At 51.5% G+C, this 16,886-nt stretch carries 16 protein-coding genes and 1 pseudogene; 6 read left to right on the forward strand and 11 right to left on the reverse strand.

Annotated elements, in window-relative coordinates; genetic code table 11:
• The first annotated feature begins 123 nt into the window (after window positions 1-123).
• Entirely contained in the window at window positions 124-561 is a 438-nt protein-coding gene (gene hslJ, locus ACERY3_RS08465) for a heat shock protein HslJ (protein WP_033145695.1), read from the forward strand.
• Here hslJ and ACERY3_RS08470 read toward each other — a convergent pair whose 3' ends face one another.
• A complete protein-coding gene (locus ACERY3_RS08470; RefSeq protein ID WP_023312003.1) occupies window positions 562-828 on the reverse strand; it encodes a DUF333 domain-containing protein in 267 nt (88 codons plus the stop codon). It abuts the gene before it with no gap.
• A gap of 272 nt (window positions 829-1,100) precedes the next feature.
• On the opposite strand from ACERY3_RS08470, the gene nifJ reads away from it, so the two are divergent.
• Entirely contained in the window at window positions 1,101-4,625 is a 3,525-nt protein-coding gene (gene nifJ / locus ACERY3_RS08475; protein WP_373225450.1) for a pyruvate:ferredoxin (flavodoxin) oxidoreductase, read from the forward strand.
• A 389-nt stretch (window positions 4,626-5,014) separates the two neighbouring features.
• Entirely contained in the window at window positions 5,015-6,124 is a 1,110-nt protein-coding gene (gene ompC / locus ACERY3_RS08480; protein ID WP_373225451.1) for a porin OmpC, read from the forward strand.
• A gap of 337 nt (window positions 6,125-6,461) precedes the next feature.
• Here the strand turns inward: ompC and ACERY3_RS08485 are convergent, their stop codons facing one another.
• The 7 genes from ACERY3_RS08485 to ACERY3_RS08515 all read right to left on the reverse strand — a co-directional run bounded on the left by ACERY3_RS08485 (window position 6,462) and on the right by ACERY3_RS08515 (window position 11,574).
• Window positions 6,462-6,539 carry a hypothetical protein gene (locus ACERY3_RS08485; protein ID WP_223239581.1) on the reverse strand — a complete coding sequence of 26 codons (78 nt, stop codon included), beginning with the start codon at window positions 6,537-6,539 and terminating at the stop codon, window positions 6,462-6,464.
• A gap of 68 nt (window positions 6,540-6,607) precedes the next feature.
• Window positions 6,608-7,030, reverse strand: a complete 423-nt coding sequence (locus ACERY3_RS08490) for a GFA family protein (RefSeq protein ID WP_094934972.1) — start codon at window positions 7,028-7,030, stop codon at window positions 6,608-6,610.
• A 3-nt stretch (window positions 7,031-7,033) separates the two neighbouring features.
• Window positions 7,034-7,231 (reverse strand): hypothetical protein, encoded by a 198-nt coding sequence (locus ACERY3_RS08495; protein ID WP_023312007.1) that lies wholly within the window; start codon window positions 7,229-7,231, stop codon window positions 7,034-7,036.
• A gap of 90 nt (window positions 7,232-7,321) precedes the next feature.
• A complete protein-coding gene (locus tag ACERY3_RS08500; RefSeq protein ID WP_048979168.1) occupies window positions 7,322-8,353 on the reverse strand; it encodes a methyltransferase in 1,032 nt (343 codons plus the stop codon).
• Window positions 8,354-8,616: 263 nt separating this feature from the next.
• Entirely contained in the window at window positions 8,617-9,066 is a 450-nt protein-coding gene (locus ACERY3_RS08505) for a hypothetical protein (protein WP_047060986.1), read from the reverse strand.
• Window positions 9,067-9,209: 143 nt separating this feature from the next.
• Complete coding sequence (locus ACERY3_RS08510; protein WP_373225454.1) at window positions 9,210-9,554, reverse strand: DUF1294 domain-containing protein; 345 nt, start codon at window positions 9,552-9,554, stop codon at window positions 9,210-9,212.
• Between the two features lie 496 nt (window positions 9,555-10,050).
• A complete protein-coding gene (locus ACERY3_RS08515; RefSeq protein WP_373225456.1) occupies window positions 10,051-11,574 on the reverse strand; it encodes an EAL domain-containing protein in 1,524 nt (507 codons plus the stop codon).
• Window positions 11,575-12,249: 675 nt separating this feature from the next.
• On the opposite strand from ACERY3_RS08515, the gene ACERY3_RS08520 reads away from it, so the two are divergent.
• From ACERY3_RS08520 to ttcA, 3 genes and pseudogenes are all read left to right on the forward strand, one after another.
• Entirely contained in the window at window positions 12,250-12,660 is a 411-nt protein-coding gene (locus ACERY3_RS08520) for an ASCH domain-containing protein (RefSeq protein ID WP_039262890.1), read from the forward strand.
• Between the two features lie 156 nt (window positions 12,661-12,816).
• Window positions 12,817-12,888: pseudogene (locus ACERY3_RS08525) on the forward strand (hypothetical protein); the annotation flags it as partial.
• A 35-nt stretch (window positions 12,889-12,923) separates the two neighbouring features.
• Entirely contained in the window at window positions 12,924-13,859 is a 936-nt protein-coding gene (gene ttcA / locus ACERY3_RS08530) for a tRNA 2-thiocytidine(32) synthetase TtcA (protein WP_033145703.1), read from the forward strand.
• A 42-nt stretch (window positions 13,860-13,901) separates the two neighbouring features.
• On the opposite strand, the gene dbpA is transcribed toward ttcA, so the two are convergent.
• The 3 genes from dbpA to zntB all read right to left on the reverse strand — a co-directional run bounded on the left by dbpA (window position 13,902) and on the right by zntB (window position 16,742).
• Complete coding sequence (gene dbpA / locus ACERY3_RS08535) at window positions 13,902-15,275, reverse strand: ATP-dependent RNA helicase DbpA (protein ID WP_196354303.1); 1,374 nt, start codon at window positions 15,273-15,275, stop codon at window positions 13,902-13,904.
• A 27-nt stretch (window positions 15,276-15,302) separates the two neighbouring features.
• Complete coding sequence (locus ACERY3_RS08540) at window positions 15,303-15,476, reverse strand: hypothetical protein (RefSeq protein ID WP_305089335.1); 174 nt, start codon at window positions 15,474-15,476, stop codon at window positions 15,303-15,305.
• Between the two features lie 282 nt (window positions 15,477-15,758).
• Window positions 15,759-16,742, reverse strand: coding sequence for a zinc transporter ZntB (gene zntB / locus ACERY3_RS08545; RefSeq protein WP_182383658.1), 984 nt, complete (start codon window positions 16,740-16,742; stop codon window positions 15,759-15,761).
• Window positions 16,743-16,886: the final 144 nt, after the last annotated feature.

Here is a 16,886-nt window from a genome sequence, read left to right on the forward strand (position 1 = left end):
TTCCGGGCAACCGCTGCGTTGCCCGGTACTTCTCCCCGCACTTTCAGATAAACCCCATTAACGCACGGCAGAGTATCGTTACACTGGAAAAAGATTCACGGTATTTATAGTTTGAGAAGAAAAATGAAAAAGCTCATTGCGTTAAGCGTTATTAGTCTTGTCCTTTCCGGGTGCGTTAATCCGGGCAAAGCCTCCGTACAGCCGGAGCAACTTAAAAACCATCGCTTTGTGCTGGAAAATGTCAACGGTAAGGCCGTGAAGACCGCGACAACGCAACCTGAGCTCAGCTTTGGCGCGCTGCCAGATATCAGCCTGGTGAATAACATCAGCGTTTCTGGCCAGATGTGTAACCGCTTCAACGGACAGGGGAAATTGTCCGAAGGCGAGCTGAAGGTTAAAACGCTGGCCATGACGCGCAAGCTCTGTACTGAGCCGCAGCTGAATGAGCTGGATCAGACCATCGGCGACATGCTGCGCCAAGGGGCGCAGGTCGACCTGACTGAGGACCAGTTAACCCTGGCGACAGCCGATAAAACACTGATGTTTAAGCGTGTAGAATAATCAGTAGTTACCGCAGCTTCCAACGGCAAGCGACTGTTCGCTACAGCGTTTGCCGTTTGGCAAGGCGCACATCCCAATAGCAGAACCATCAAGCTGGCGGGCGACAGACAGCGAACCGCCAATCATCGCGCAGTTGGCCTGACCTGAACTGGACATCGCCGCTTTCATTCCCGGCGCCACGTGGGCTGCCGTTGCCTGCTGGACTGGCTCACTGCTACATGCCGACAACAATAACGCGGCACACCCTACCCAAAATGCTGAGCGCATGCTCTCTCCCCCATGAATAATGCGAAACCTATGCATAATAGGCATCACATCCCTTGTCGTCGAGAGTGGAAGTGCGTATTTATGCGCTCCGGAAACAATTTCTCGCAATTTTTTCGCCAAAAGTTTGATCTACTCATTGATGGCAGGAATACCAAGGACACAAAAGCGAAAATCGTAAAATCCCTCGTTTGCTAGAATACACAGATAATATTCAGGGTTTGTTGCCGTAATACAGACCCCTATTTTTTTGCGCAATGTAAGGGTGTTGTCCTATGCAAACTATTGACGGTAATGGTGCAGTTGCCTCAGTCGCGTTTCGCACCAGTGAAGTTATCGCCATCTACCCGATTACGCCAAGTTCTACCATGGCCGAGCAGGCGGATGCCTGGGCGGGTAACGGGTTAAAAAACGTCTGGGGCGATGTCCCGAGAGTGGTTGAGATGCAGTCTGAAGCCGGTGCGATTGCCACGGTACACGGTGCGCTTCAGACCGGCGCGCTTTCCACGTCGTTTACCTCCTCACAGGGATTGCTGTTAATGATCCCTACGCTTTACAAACTCGCCGGTCAGCTGACCCCCTTCGTTCTGCACGTTGCCGCGCGCACCGTTGCCACCCACGCGCTCTCTATCTTTGGCGATCACTCCGACGTGATGGCCGTGCGCCAGACCGGCTGTGCGATGCTATGTGCCAGCAGCGTTCAGGAAGCGCAGGACTTTGCATTAATTTCGCATATCGCCACGCTCAAAAGCCGCGTGCCGTTTATTCACTTCTTTGATGGTTTCCGCACCTCTCACGAAATAAATAAAATCGTCCCGCTGGCCGACGATACTATCCTGAATCTGCTGCCGCAGGCGGAAATCGACGCGCATCGCGCCCGGGCGCTGAATCCTGAACACCCGGTTATTCGCGGGACATCGGCGAACCCGGATACCTATTTCCAGTCCCGCGAGGCCACTAACCCCTGGTACAACGCGGTTTACGACCATGTTGAACAGGCAATGAATGACTTTGCCGCCGCGACCGGCCGGGAGTACAAACCGTTTGAGTACTACGGTCATCCGCAGGCGGAACGGGTGATCGTGCTGATGGGGTCAGCCATTGGGACCTGTGAAGAGGTGGTTGACGAGCTGCTGACGCGCGGCGAAAAAGTTGGCGTACTTAAGGTGCGTCTCTATCGTCCCTTCTCGGCCAAACATCTGCTTTCGGCACTCCCTGAAAGCGCGCGCGCAGTGGCGGTGCTCGACCGTACCAAAGAGCCGGGCGCGCAGGCGGAACCCCTCTATCTGGATGTGATGACCGCCCTGGCAGAAGCCTTTAATCAGGGCGAACGTGAAACGCTGCCGCGCGTAATCGGGGGTCGCTATGGCTTGTCCTCCAAGGAGTTTGGGCCGGACTGCGTGCTGGCGGTATTCAACGAGTTAAGCGAGGCGAAACCCAAACCGCGCTTTACCGTCGGCATTTATGATGATGTGACGAATCTTTCCCTGTCTCTGCCGGAAAACACCCTGCCCTCGACCGCCAAACTTGAGGCGCTGTTCTATGGTCTGGGCAGCGACGGCAGCGTCTCCGCGACCAAAAACAACATCAAAATTATCGGCAACTCAACGCCGTGGTACGCCCAGGGGTACTTCGTCTACGACTCCAAAAAAGCAGGCGGCCTGACCGTTTCCCACCTGCGCGTGAGCGAACAGCCCATCCGCTCCGCGTATCTTATCTCTCAGGCCGATTTTGTTGGCTGCCACCAGCTGCAGTTTATCGATAAATACCAGATGGCCGAGCGCCTGAAGCCCGGCGGCATTTTCCTCCTCAATACGCCGTACAGCGCAGAAGAAGTCTGGGCGCGGCTGCCGCAGGAAGTTCAGGCGGTGCTGAACCAGAAAAAAGCCCGTTTCTACGTGGTCAACGCCGCGAAAATTGCCCGCGAATGTGGCCTGGCTGCGCGTATTAATACCGTTATGCAGATGGCCTTCTTCCATCTGACCAATATTCTGCCAGGCGACAGCGCGCTGGTGGAGCTGCAGGGTGCGATTGCCAAAAGCTACAGCAGCAAGGGCCAGGAGCTGGTCGAGCGAAACTGGCAGGCGCTGGCGCTGGCACGCGAATCGCTGTTTGAGGTACCGCTGCAGCCGGTGAATGCCGCAAGCCCGAACCGCCCTCCGGTGGTGTCCGATGCGGCGCCCGATTTCGTGAAGACCGTGACGGCGGCGATGCTGGCCGGCCTGGGCGATGCCCTGCCCGTCTCCGCGCTACCGCCGGATGGCACCTGGCCGATGGGCACCACGCGCTGGGAAAAACGTAACATTGCCGAAGCGATCCCCATCTGGAAAGAAGAGCTGTGTACCCAGTGCAACCACTGCGTTGCGGCCTGCCCGCACTCTGCCATTCGTGCCAAAGTGGTTTCACCGGAAGAGATGGAAGCCGCGCCTGCCAGCCTGCATTCGCTGGATGTGAAATCTCGCGATATGCGCGGACAGAAATACGTTCTGCAGGTCGCGCCGGAAGATTGCACCGGCTGTAACCTGTGCGTCGAGGTCTGTCCGGCGAAAGACAGGCAGGATCCGGAGATCAAAGCCATCAATATGATGTCGCGTCTGGAGCACGTCGAAGAGGAGAAGGTCAACTATGACTTCTTCCTGAATCTGCCGGAAATCGATCGCAGCAAACTGGAACGTATTGATATTCGTACGTCACAGCTGATTACGCCGCTGTTTGAGTACTCCGGGGCCTGTTCCGGCTGCGGTGAGACGCCGTATATCAAGCTGCTTACACAGCTGTACGGTGACCGGATGCTGATTGCCAACGCAACCGGCTGTTCATCTATCTACGGGGGCAATTTGCCTTCTACGCCGTACACCACCGACGCGAATGGGCGCGGTCCGGCGTGGGCAAACTCGCTATTCGAGGACAACGCCGAATTCGGCCTGGGCTTCCGCCTGACCGTCGACCAGCACCGCGCGCGCGTGATGCGCCTGCTGGAGCAGTTTGCCGGGCAGATCCCCGCTGAGCTCAATGACGCGCTTCATGCGGACGCGATGCCAGAAGAACGTCGTGAGCAGGTTGCTGAGCTGCGCCGCGCGCTACAGGGCGTTGCGGGGGCTGAACAGCTGCTGACCGACGCTGACGCTCTGGTCGAAAAATCAATCTGGCTGATCGGCGGCGACGGCTGGGCTTACGATATCGGCTTTGGCGGGCTGGATCACGTGCTAAGCCTGACCGAAAACGTCAACATCCTGGTTCTGGATACGCAATGTTATTCCAATACCGGCGGCCAGGCGTCGAAAGCCACGCCGTTAGGCGCGGTAACGAAATTCGGCGAACACGGTAAACGCAAGGCGCGCAAAGATCTCGGCGTGAGCATGATGATGTACGGTCACGTTTACGTCGCGCAAATCTCGCTGGGTGCCCAGCTTAACCAGACGGTGAAAGCGATTCAGGAAGCGGAAGCGTATCCAGGCCCGTCGCTGATCGTTGCCTACAGCCCTTGCGAAGAGCATGGCTACGACCTGGCGCTCAGCCACGACCAGATGCGTCAGCTGACCGCGACCGGCTTCTGGCCGCTGTACCGGTTCGACCCGCGTCGTGCAGACGAGGGTAAATTACCGCTGGCGCTGGATTCGCGTCCGCCGTCGGATGCCCTAGCCGAGACGTTAATGCAGGAACAGCGCTTCCGTCGCCTTAACGCCCAGCAGCCGGAAGTGGCCGAGCAGCTCTGGAAAGATGCCGCTGCTGACCTGCAAAAACGCTATGACTTCCTGGCGCAGATGGCGGGTAAAGCCGAAAAACCGACCAGCGACTAGTTCCCCTGCCCGGCTTATCCGGGCATTTTTTTGCCATAAAAAAAGCCCGGCGTATTCACACCGGGCGAATCCAGATAATCATTGAATATCTATTTAGTTTCCTTAATAGCATTCACGTTAATTATGGATGAATCATCTTACAGGCATATAACGCCGGGCAGATTACCTTAATTAACGCCTGATTAATAATTTCAATTTAATATAGTTACTTTTAAATTATTCATCAAACCAATGATCATTTCCGCCGATTTATTCGGTTTAGATTTTACTTAGTTCGTAACAATTATATTTTATTACTCTTACACAGGAGTGATTTAGCATGAGACAACTTTCTCATTCTGAAAGTTCAACAGGTAATTAAATAAAAACAACTGCAAAGGAATATCACAATGCAAAGAAAAGTACTGGCTCTGATGATTCCGGCTCTGTTAATGGCTGGTTCTGCTCAAGCAGCAGAAATTTATAATAAAGACGGTAACAAATTAGATCTGTACGGAAAAGTAGATGGTCTGCACTACTTTTCCGATAACAAAGGTGCTGACGGCGATCAAACCTATATGCGTCTGGGTTTCAAAGGTGAAACCCAGATTAACAACACCATGACCGGCTATGCGCAGTGGGAATACAACATTCAGGCTAATAACACGGAAGGGTCTGATAATCAGTCCTGGACGCGTCTGGCCTTCGCCGGTGTAAAAGTGGGTGACTACGGCTCCTTCGATTACGGTCGTAACTACGGTGTCCTGTACGACGTGGAAGGCTGGACCGATATGCTGCCTGAGTTCGGTGGCGACTCCTACACCAAAGCCGACAACTTCATGACCGGCCGCGCAAACGGCGTGGCAACCTACCGTAACACCGACTTCTACGGTCTGGTACAGGGCCTGAACTTTGCGCTGCAGTACCAGGGCAAAAATGAAGACGCCAGCAACAACCAGGAAGGTACCAACAACGGTCGCGACACGCGTCACGAGAACGGTGACGGCTTCGGTATCTCTACCACCTATGACTTCGGCATGGGGATTACTGCGGGTGCCGCGTATACCTCTTCTGACCGAACCAACGAGCAGGTCATGAACACCACTGCGGGTGGAGACAAAGCGGATGCCTGGACGGCGGGCCTGAAGTATGACGCCAATAACATCTATCTGGCGGCGATGTATTCTGAAACCCGCAATATGACACCGTATGGTGATAACACCGACGCCGTGGCGAACAAAACCCAGAACTTCGAAGTGACCGCGCAGTACCAGTTTGAGTTCGGCCTGCGTCCGTCCCTTTCCTACCTGCAGTCGAAAGGTAAGGATCTGGGCAACGGCCAGGGCGACCAGGATCTGGTTAAATACGCTGACGTAGGGGTCACCTATTACTTCAACAAAAACATGTCCACCTACGTTGATTACAAAATCAACCTGCTGGATGAAGATGACAGCTTCTACAAAGACAACGGCATCAGCACCGGTGATGTTGTAGCGTTAGGCCTGGTTTACCAGTTCTGATTGTCAGAGCCCGCATAATCATGCGGGCTCGCTTGTTTTTTGAAGTTCGTCACATAAGACAGTTTAAGAAAGGGGTTGGTTGAGGGAAAGTTGAAAGTAAGCTGGTTAAACTGCGGTGATAGCCCTTTCTTCACTAAGGATAACAGCGTTGTTTGGTCGTGTATCCCTTGCCTTACTTACCCTTTTAGCATTGCTGTGGATGGCGTTAATTTTTGATTTTGGTGATATCGTCGGGCATCTCGGGGCGCTATTAAACCATCTGGATGGCAGTTAACTATTGTCCCTGGAAATAAAAAGCCACCAGCAGTGCCGGTGGCGGGTAAACGCGTATGTCGCGTTATTTTTTCACAGGTTGAGGCTTTTTATCACCTGATTCAGGGGCCTCACGCGGATCGTCTTTTTCAACACAGAGCATAGTTTCTCCTGTTTCAGTTACCCACTGCCTACTATAGCCGGAGGAGTAAAAGAGTGGCCAGGCGGCAATCATGCCTGATCTTCCCCTTTCTCGCGAAAAGAGAGATAACCTAATACCCCACTATCCCCATCCATGGGATGGTTAACGCCGTCCATCACCTTCACCTCTGGAAAATCAAAAGGTGAAACGTTTTCAAAACAGGCGACATTAACGCCATATTCGTTTGGGTTAGAACGTCGCTGATGGAACGTGTAGATCCCGCACACCGAGCAGAAGAAATGCCGTGCCGTTCCCGTGTTAAAGCGGTACTCGGTGAGCTTATCTTCACCTTTGGTCACCTTAATGCCTGACAACGGCGCTGAAACGACGACCGCGCCCCGCATACGACAAAAGGAACAGCTGCAGCGCCGCGCGGTGTTCAGGCCATCGGTAAGCTCAACGGTGAACGACACCGCGCCGCAATGGCACTTCGCGTTTCGTCTTTCAGCCATCGGCTATACCCCTTTTCTCACCAGCTCGGCAGCCTTAACGAAAACCTCATCTTCTACGCCATCGCCTTTTTGCCTGCCGAGCCTGACCAGTTCATCAACAATGCTGTTGCGATGGATCGGTTTCTGCGCTGAAACCAGTCCAATAACGGCGGCCCCAATCGCCAGCCCCACTAATCCGGTTTGTTCATCTTTGTTTTTCATATTCATGCTCCTGGTACAACAAACAAGCGTAGCAGGAATACGGTAAAACGGAATGCGGGACGCATGCTCTGTGAATGTTATTTAAACAGTTCAGACAGGTACGACTTCTAAAATCGACAGATACGAACGGGTGTCTATTATTTTGTTCAACTTCAGATTGGTCTGCTCAAACAAGTGCTGATACTCAGACTCTGTTCGTGTACGTCCGCCATCAAAGCTTGTTAACAGAAGAAGGTCAATTTCAAATCGTCCCAGCTCATTATTTTCTTTTTTAATAAGCGGCTCAAAAATTAATAGTCGGGCGTTTTCTTTCATAGCCGTTCTGCAGCATTGAAGGATCTGAATGGCCTTCTCATCAGGCCAGTCCATCAAAATGTATTTAAGCAGGTAAATGTCCGCTACAGGACAGGCTTCAAAAAAGCTGCCCTCAATGGTCTCCCATCGACGATTATCCTTTAACAGGTGCAGTCGATTTCGCTCAAGCACGTCTTTTTGATCGAAAAGGATCCCCGTTAAGGTCGGATTTCGACGTAAAACGGTCAGCAATAAGTTACCCAACCCACCGGCGATATCGGCAACGACAGCGTTTTGAGGGAACGAATAGCTATCTGCAATGACCTCATTCTCTACGGATGACATAGAGGCCATACCGGCATGAAAAACGTTGCTTTCAGATCCCCTATCGTCATGCTGCCAGTAGTCGTAAAAAGGCTTACCAAACAATTCATTAAAAACAGGTTTACCTTGCAATATCTCATCCATTTTAGCCGCTGGCTGCCAGAATGTTTGGTCAGTCAGCATGAGCACCGCCGCACGCAAGGAAAATTCATGCTCAGAACAGAGGAATTGTGCTGAATGGCTAAGACTGTATTCAGCTTCGGATAATTCGTTGAAAACTCCACGAGAAGACACTAAGCGCATGATTCGATGAAGATATTCAGCGTCGACATTCAACTCTTTCGCCAGTTGTTTGACGGATTTTTTTCCTTCAACCAGACGATCTGCGACGCCTAAGACCGCGACCGCCCGAAGCGCTGCCTGCCAGACAAAACCCATGCTTTGCTCTAACAGACACATTCCTTCTTTACGGCTTAGTAAATCCAGACTATTACGTTGCGACATTTTCTGCTCCTTACCAGTAAAGATGTGTTGAACAACTAAAACGCCGCTAGCAAGCGTAAGTCTGGTAATGAGCTTTATCCATAACGTCAGAAAGGATTATTTATGAGGTTTTGTACCGTTTAGCATACAGTCCGTTTAAATACGTAAAAAACCAAGGCCACTACCTTTAATGTTTAATAGTAATGCATTAAAACTATTAACTTAAAAATGATTGCGTTACATCCCCAAAAAAAAATGCTTGTCGTAATACAGGCATTTCATAGTTAGAATCTCGGCGCCAGTCCATATTTTGGCGTTTTGATGTTTGCAGCCCAAATCTTGATATCGTTTTGCAGGAGGATCGTGAAATCGGATTTTAAATGCGTCACCATGCCATTGACGCTGTCCGCATCAACCACTGAAAAATGTTCAATTCTGTTCTGTCCTACCTGAACACAATAATATTTTGCGGGCAGCACTTTACCGTTCACATTTAACGGCAGGTTATTCTCACCGCAACGGCCTTCAGTAATATACGACACCAGCAAATTAGCGGATTTTCTACCAGGCTGGGAGACGCTCACCATGACCGGGAAACCTTCCGAGGTTTGCGTCATATCGTAAAGAACCGCATTTTTGATATACCAGGTATTATATTCCCGCTCCTGAAAAGCAGACCAGGAAGGCGCAGAAAAGAGCACCAGCACTGCCAGGATAAGAGATTCTATTTTCATGGGATGTTGTCGTCCGTGTTGTTGCACGTATTATTCAGATTGTGCAAAAAACAGCAACCACTTAAGAATAGTCCTACTACTATTGGCAGTGACGGAGGAATGAATTAAAGATATGCCTTACCGTCAGCAGTCCCTGCCAACGCTCATAAAAGAGAATAAGAAGAAAAATGATAAACGGCCGCCATCATGGCGATGCTGACGACGACGCTGATGAAAAAGTAGCTTTTGAAGGGCTGCTTTTGGGTTTTATGGCGAAAGAGTTGTTGGCCGACAATGGCGCCAGGCCAGCCACCTGTCACGCCAAATACCAGCAATGTCGCTTCCGGAACCCTGCGCATCCCCTTCCGCGCCGCCATTTTATCGGCGCCATACATGACCAACGTCATCACGTTGATCGTCAGAAACCATATGACCAGAGGATGGGTAGCAAGAAGGCTGCCGATCGCAGCGATAATCAGGAGTAAATAACAAAAGCGATTAAGGGTCATAGCACGAGTCACGGGGTGTTTAGCGGTTTTGGATGACGCATTATACGCTAACTGACGAAAATCTCAGAGTGAGACGGCTATTCTAAAAGCAAACTGCGCCCCTGGCATCACTGGTCAACATTTAAACTGCCGTAATAAGTAAGCATTATTTCATTATGCTTTAGCGGTCAGCATTTTTTTCTTAAAAAATTAACCTGAAGCGCCTTACGTCGAAAACACAGCGTAAGCGCATTGTTTTAACAAAACAATAATCATTGCATCCATTAATCTAAAGAGGGGCGCGGCAATATTGATTAGAATCAAATTAAACGTTAGGCAGCTAATATTCAAAGTCATCCATTCGTTTCAGAATGCCAAAAACAATGTTGAAAAGAATTAATTTGACCATCCGGTCAATGCATAACAAAATATCACCGTGGTTAAAGCAATAATGGTCTGCATTTTTTGGGGGGTGATGTCCCCCCTTTTTATTTTCTCAGAAACAACCAAATAAACATTATTCCACCCTGACCTTAACTTTTGGCTTCGACAAGAGAACTTTGACCAGTTCCTTGAAAGGAAGAGGTTTGTAAAAGAAAAAACCCTGTAAAAACCGGATATGATTGCGTGTGAGGTAATCGAGCTGCTCTTCAGTTTCAACGCCTTCCGCCACGATGCTAATTGAGAGTTTTTTGGCCAACTCCAGTACCGAATCAAGGATTAGCGTTGAGTCCTCATTCGCGTTAACCCTGGCAACAAAGCTCTGGTCGATTTTAATGTAGTCAATGTGCAGATCCTGCAGATAGGACAGGCCGGAATAACCCGTACCAAAGTCATCCAGCGCAATGGCAAATCCGTTATTATGTAGCTCATTCAATGTATTAACGAGATGTTCATCAATGTCGAGCGGTTCACGCTCCGTCACCTCAACGACGAGGTTGAGATCCTGTTGAGTGAAGCTGCGCTTGTAGTGGAGACACTCTTCAACAAAGGTGGGCGCAACGATATGAGAAGCGCTGCAGTTAATCCCTACGTGAAACCCTTCCGGCAGCAATGTCGCAATAGCATTCATGTGTATTGCAACCTGCCTCATTAAGCTCTGAGTCAAAGGAATAATTAAACCGGATTTCTCCGCAAGAGGAATGAAGGATGCGGGAGAAATAAACCCTGATTGTGGATGTTTCCATCTGGCCAGCACTTCCACACCCCGTAAGCTTCCCTCTTTGCCGCTCACAACGGGTTGGTAATAGGGAATAATTTCATTTCTGTAAATGGCGATGCGCAGTGACTCTTCGGGTGAAACATCCTTAGAAATATATCGTTGAAGAATATAAGCAGAGAGAGACGATATTATCAGCAGGAATAACACTACGCCTCCGGCTCGATTGAATAATCTCTTAAGACTAAAAAGAGGTGGAGAGTTGAATTGTACCGAGAAAGGATAACCAGAGGCTTTTACCGTTAATATCTCTTTCTTCGTATGGTCTGCCGCCGTCACATCGCCTGTCAGGGCTAAAAGGGTATTGCCTACTCTCAGGGAATATTCAACGCCATTTAATGGCATATCCAGCGCATCCCGGATATGGCTATCGCTGATGCTAACGATGATCCGGCTTCCGGCGTGAATTGTCTGGTATAAGAGAACCGGAAGACCGTTGACGGTACTGGCCGAAGGGACGAGGAGCAGTGATGACTCAGGCAGCACTGAGCTGTTGACCAACAATACGCGGTTTCCCGGTAACGAGGAGCACCAGACCGCATCATTTTTCAGAATAACGATCGTTCTCAGGTGAGGCTGTAATGCCGCCTCGGTGCCCAGCCGATATTGCCCTTCAGCATCACACTCATTCTCGGCAAGTTGCTTTGCCATCTCAGTCGCATGACGAGCTTCTTTAAGAATAACATTCATGTTCCGCACGACGTAGTGCGCCTCTGCCAGGCTATCGGCCCGTGCAGAATACCAAACCTGTAAATTGATGATAAAAACGCCGAGCAAAAACATTGTCGTGGCTGCAGCTACGGGGATAGATGCATGGCGCATTTAGGGTTCTCGATTTAAGTGAAGTAGCCGCTTCAACGATGCTGAAGTGATTGAATTGTCATTGTCTTAAGCATGGTCGATAACGTAATAAATGCCAGGCGTCAGAAAAGCTCTCGTAAACCAGATTCAGGGGAAACAAAAGGCCGCCGAACGGCAGCCCTGGTGGATAAGTGTCTATTAATATCGCTTTATTGTATTGATCGGGGTTCTTTCTGACCAGTCTGGCCGCTCGCCGGCCATGATGGCACGCTGTTGCGTTGGCGTCACAGACTGGGTTATTTCAGGCATTGACTTGTATTCGGGTTGCTTAGGTGGACTGAGAACCAGATCGGAGCTACAGCCTGACAGCAGGAAAATGGCCAGTAGAGATGAACTAAGCTTGAACACGTTAAACCCTTCCAATGGGATAAAATTTTAAGAAAAAGCGTGGTGCTGGTTGCATCCAGGTGACTCGTTACTGATATTCAAAGCCACGCGCCTGGCTGCAGACAGCAGATTCACCACACAGATAACCTCGTAAGGATATATTTACCAGGGCAATACGCGCAACGCTTTGTTTTCCTTCCCACCCGAACTAAAAATGCAAGGAAAGGCGACTATGCTTCTACAGTCGAGGGGGTTTATGCTAAAACCGCTATTCCGATTCTTTTGGTTAAGAGTTAAGAAGGGATTTGAATGGTTCAGGTTGAAGAATTAAAAATGAAGTACCCAGGCGCAGTGGCCTGGCAAATGGGTGACGGCCCGGAACTGGCGAGCGTGCTTGCGGACCTGATTAAAAAAGGAATCAAAACGGCCACCTGCGGATCTTTTGCCTCGTACGCGCAGGATGTGTCTGCTCCGCGGATGGGGAGCTACAACATAATTCTTGATGGCCAGAATGTCCCGGTCTGTGTGATCCGGCTGGTTTCAATGCGGCTGGTGCGTTTTTGCGATGTAAATGAAGAATTCGCTCGCAAAGAGGGTGAAGGCGATTTAAGCCTTGAATACTGGCAGAAAGAGCATCAGCGATTTTTCTTCCGCGAAGGCCATTTTTCTGAAGATATGGAACTGATCGCGGAAGAATTTGAATTGGTTGAGGTGCTGTAAGCTGAGATAAAAGTGATACTTATCCCAGCGAGCCTGCACCCTTCTGATGCCCTCCCAGGTTTGTCAGGCTTTTTAAAGCTACCCTTGTCGATATAACGCATCACCCCGGCATCACTAGCCATTACCCTTAAGCCTGCATGATGTGAATCATTATAGGGCTCCAGATTTAACCCCGCTGTAAAACGTGCTGGTATTCGTCGCCGGAATCCGTACCATACGCGGCATACAATGTTTGCCCCTGCTGGCTCCGAAGGTAGTACTAAATGCAACAGAATCAAGAAATTAACAAAAAAGAGCAATACAACCTGAATAAACTGCAAAAGCGACTGCGCCGTAACGTGGGCGAAGCCATTGCAGACTTCAACATGATTGAAGAAGGTGACCGCATCATGGTTTGCCTGTCAGGGGGTAAAGACAGCTATACCATGCTGGAGATCCTGCGTAATCTTCAGCAAAGCGCACCGGTGAAATTTTCCCTGGTGGCGGTCAACCTTGACCAGAAACAGCCGGGCTTTCCGGAGCACATTCTGCCGGAATACCTCGAGAAGCTGGGCGTTGAGTACAAAATCGTCGAAGAAAATACCTATGGCATTGTGAAAGAGAAAATCCCGGAAGGGAAAACCACCTGCTCACTCTGCTCTCGCCTGCGCCGCGGCATTTTGTATCGTACCGCGACGGAGCTGGGCGCGACCAAAATTGCGCTGGGCCATCACCGCGACGATATCCTGCAAACGCTGTTCCTCAATATGTTCTACGGCGGCAAGATGAAAGGCATGCCGCCTAAGCTGATGAGCGATGACGGCAAGCACATTGTGATCCGCCCTCTCGCCTACTGCCGCGAAAAAGACATTGAGCGTTTTTCTCAGGCTAAAGGTTTCCCGATCATTCCATGTAACCTGTGCGGCTCTCAGCCGAACCTGCAGCGTCAGGTGATTGGCGACATGCTGCGCGACTGGGATAAGCGTTATCCGGGTCGTATCGAAACCATGTTCAGCGCGATGCAAAACGTTGTCCCTTCACATCTCGCGGATGTGGAGCTGTTCGACTTTAAAGGCATCAACCACGAGTCAGAAGTTGTGAACGGCGGGGACCTGGCGTTTGATCGGGAAGATATTCCCATGCAGCCAGCGGGCTGGCAGCCGGAAGAAGATGACAATCAGTTTGAAGAGCTGCGTCTCAACGTGCTTGAAGTGAAGTAAGCGATTAGCGTCTCAGAAACACCTTCTGAGACGCTTCATTCTTTATTTCAGCAGACGTACGCGACAGGTTTTACCCTTAATTTTCCCGTTTTGCAGCTGCTTCCATGCCTTATTGGCTACCGCCTGGCGAACCGCTACGTAGACATGCGCCGGATGGACCGCAATCTTGCCGATATCCGCCCCGTCCAGACCCACATCCCCGGTCAGCGCCCCTAATACGTCACCTGGACGCATCTTGGCTTTTTTACCGCCATCAATGCACAGCGTCGCCATTTCAGCCTCCAGCGGCACCAGGCTGACGCCAGCAGGGGCATTCATCCAGTTCAGCTTAATCTGCAGCATCTCAGAGAGAATGTTGGCGCGCTGCGCCTCTTCCGGCGCGCAGAAGCTGATCGCCAGACCGCTGTTTCCCGCGCGCGCGGTACGGCCAATACGGTGCACGTGCACTTCAGGATCCCACGCCAGCTCAAAGTTCACCACCAGCTCCAGGGATTTAATATCCAGACCGCGCGCAGCGACGTCGGTTGCGACAAGAACGCGGGCGCTGCCGTTAGCGAAGCGGACCAGCGTCTGATCGCGATCGCGCTGTTCCAGATCGCCATGCAGCGACAATGCGCTCTGGCCGGCGGCATTCAGGGCATCACAGACCGACTGACAGTCTTTTTTGGTATTACAGAACACCACGCAGGACGCAGGCTGATGCTGGCTCAGCAATTTCTGCAGGAGCGAAATTTTCCCCTGCTGCGAGGTTTCAAAGAACTGCTGCTCGATAGCGGGCAGCGCATCTACGCTGTCGATTTCAATGGTAAGCGGATTTTTCTGCACGCGCCCGCTGATGGCGGCGATGGCCTCCGGCCAGGTCGCGGAGAACAGCAGCGTCTGACGATCGGCCGGGGCGAAACGGATCACCTCGTCAATCGCATCGCTGAAGCCCATATCCAGCATCCTGTCTGCCTCATCCATCACCAGCGTTTGTAACGCATCCAGCGAGACGGTGCCTTTTTGCAGGTGATCCAGCAGGCGACCGGGCGTTGCGACAATGATGTGCGGCGCATGCTGGAGTGAATCACGCTGCGCGCCGAACGGCTGTCCGCCGCAGAGGGTTAAAATTTTGGTGTTGGGCAGGAAACGCGCCAGACGACGCAGTTCACCCGCAACCTGGTCTGCCAGTTCGCGGGTCGGGCACAGCACCAGAGACTGGGTCTGAAAAAGTGCCGCATCGATATGCTGCAACAGGCCAAGGCCAAATGCCGCCGTTTTCCCGCTGCCCGTTTTCGCCTGCACGCGCACGTCACGGCCCTCGAGGATGGCGGGCAACGCGGCCGCCTGAACAGGCGTCATCGTGAGGTAACCCAACTCGTTGAGGTTATCGAGTTGGGCGGCGGGCAGAACATTCAGGGTAGAAAAAGCGGTCACAGTAGTCTCTCGTGGTCATCTTTGCGGTCAGATGGCGCGTATCCTCGCAGATCTCGCGGTTCGATGCGACAATTTAATCGGTTCTTGATCTGGCGGCGGGTCGGGCATCGGCTGCGGACGCGGGATGGGATCGGGCATTGGCACCGGATCGGTGGGGACGGGATCGGATTGACGCGATTGTTGCAGTAGCAGAGCGTTCAGGATGCTCATCATTCCCTCCAGAATTTGCTGTCGTCCCTTTTAGGGTAGACGCTGAGAATCAGGAGGCAAAAAAAAGCCGACTATGAAGTCGGCGTCGTACGAATCAATTGTGCTATGCAGTAATTCAAAAAAGGAAGTAAGACAATATGGAGCGCAACGCCCATCGCTTGACGTTGCATTCACCTGCGGGAGTAATATTGCACCTTACGGGGTAGATGTTTATTGACTTCGCTCAATTAAAAGAGCGTTTTGATCCCGTTGAAAGCTGAAAAAAGCGTAAATTTACAGCCATTTACTACGATGCAACCACCATGCAACACCACCAATCAAAACAACTAACATCACGCAAAATGCGGTAAAACCGTAGCGATAAGCGCCACCAGGAATTCCCCCAAGGTTCACGCCAAACAGCCCGGTAAGAAACGTGCTGGGTAAAAACACCATCGCCATCAGAGACATCGTATAGGTTCTTCTCGACAGCGACTCCTGCATCACCTGCGCGATTTCGTCCGCCATCACCGCCGTTCTGGCAATACAGGAATCAATCTCGTCCAGCCCGCGCCCCAGCCTGTCGGCAATATCCTGCATTCTGCGTCGCTGATCGTCATTCATCCAGGCGAGCCTTTCGCTGGCAAGACGCGCATACACGTCGCGCTGCGGCGTCATGTAGCGGCGCATCACAATCAACTGCTTACGCAATAAGGCCAGAAAACCGCGGGGCGGGATTTGCTGATCGAGCAGGTTATCTTCCAGGTCGATGATTTTGTCGTGCAGCTCTTCAATAAATTCACTCGCATGATCGGTAAGGGCGTCGCAGACGTCCACCAGCCAGCTGCCGCAGTCGACCGGCCCGGTGCCCTCTTTCAGATCGTTGACGATGTCATCCAGCGCCAGAACTTTTCGCTGGCGGGTCGACACAATGAGCCCATCGTCCATGTAGACACGCATCGCAACCAGCTGATCCGGGCGTTCATCCGTGCTGCCGTTAATGCAGCGCAGGGTGATCAGCGTCCCGTCACCCATTCGACTCACGCGGGGCCGCAGGCTTTCACCCGCCAGCGCATCGCGCACGTTATTGGGCAAGAGCGGCGTCGAGGCCAGCCAGTCAGCGCTGTCCGGGTGGGTGTAGTTCAGATGTAGCCAGCAGGGATGCGCACTATCGATCGCATCATTATCTTCCAGCGGTCGCGCACCGCCGCGACCATCCAGCACCCACGCAAAAACTGCGTCTGGAACGTTTAGTTCAGATCCTTTAATGCTTTCCACAGCGCCTCCACCTTTTTAGCTCTTCGGTGTCAGTCTAGCTTTCATCAGGTGTTAAGCAACAACTATGTATCCCATCGCGCTGAAATCGCTCAGGAATTGTACATACCAGGCGGAGGCATGAAAAAAGCCTGGCATGCCAGGCTT

The organism is Enterobacter cloacae complex sp. ESBL7, from assembly GCF_041679625.1.
Taxonomy (GTDB): domain Bacteria; phylum Pseudomonadota; class Gammaproteobacteria; order Enterobacterales; family Enterobacteriaceae; genus Enterobacter; species Enterobacter asburiae_B.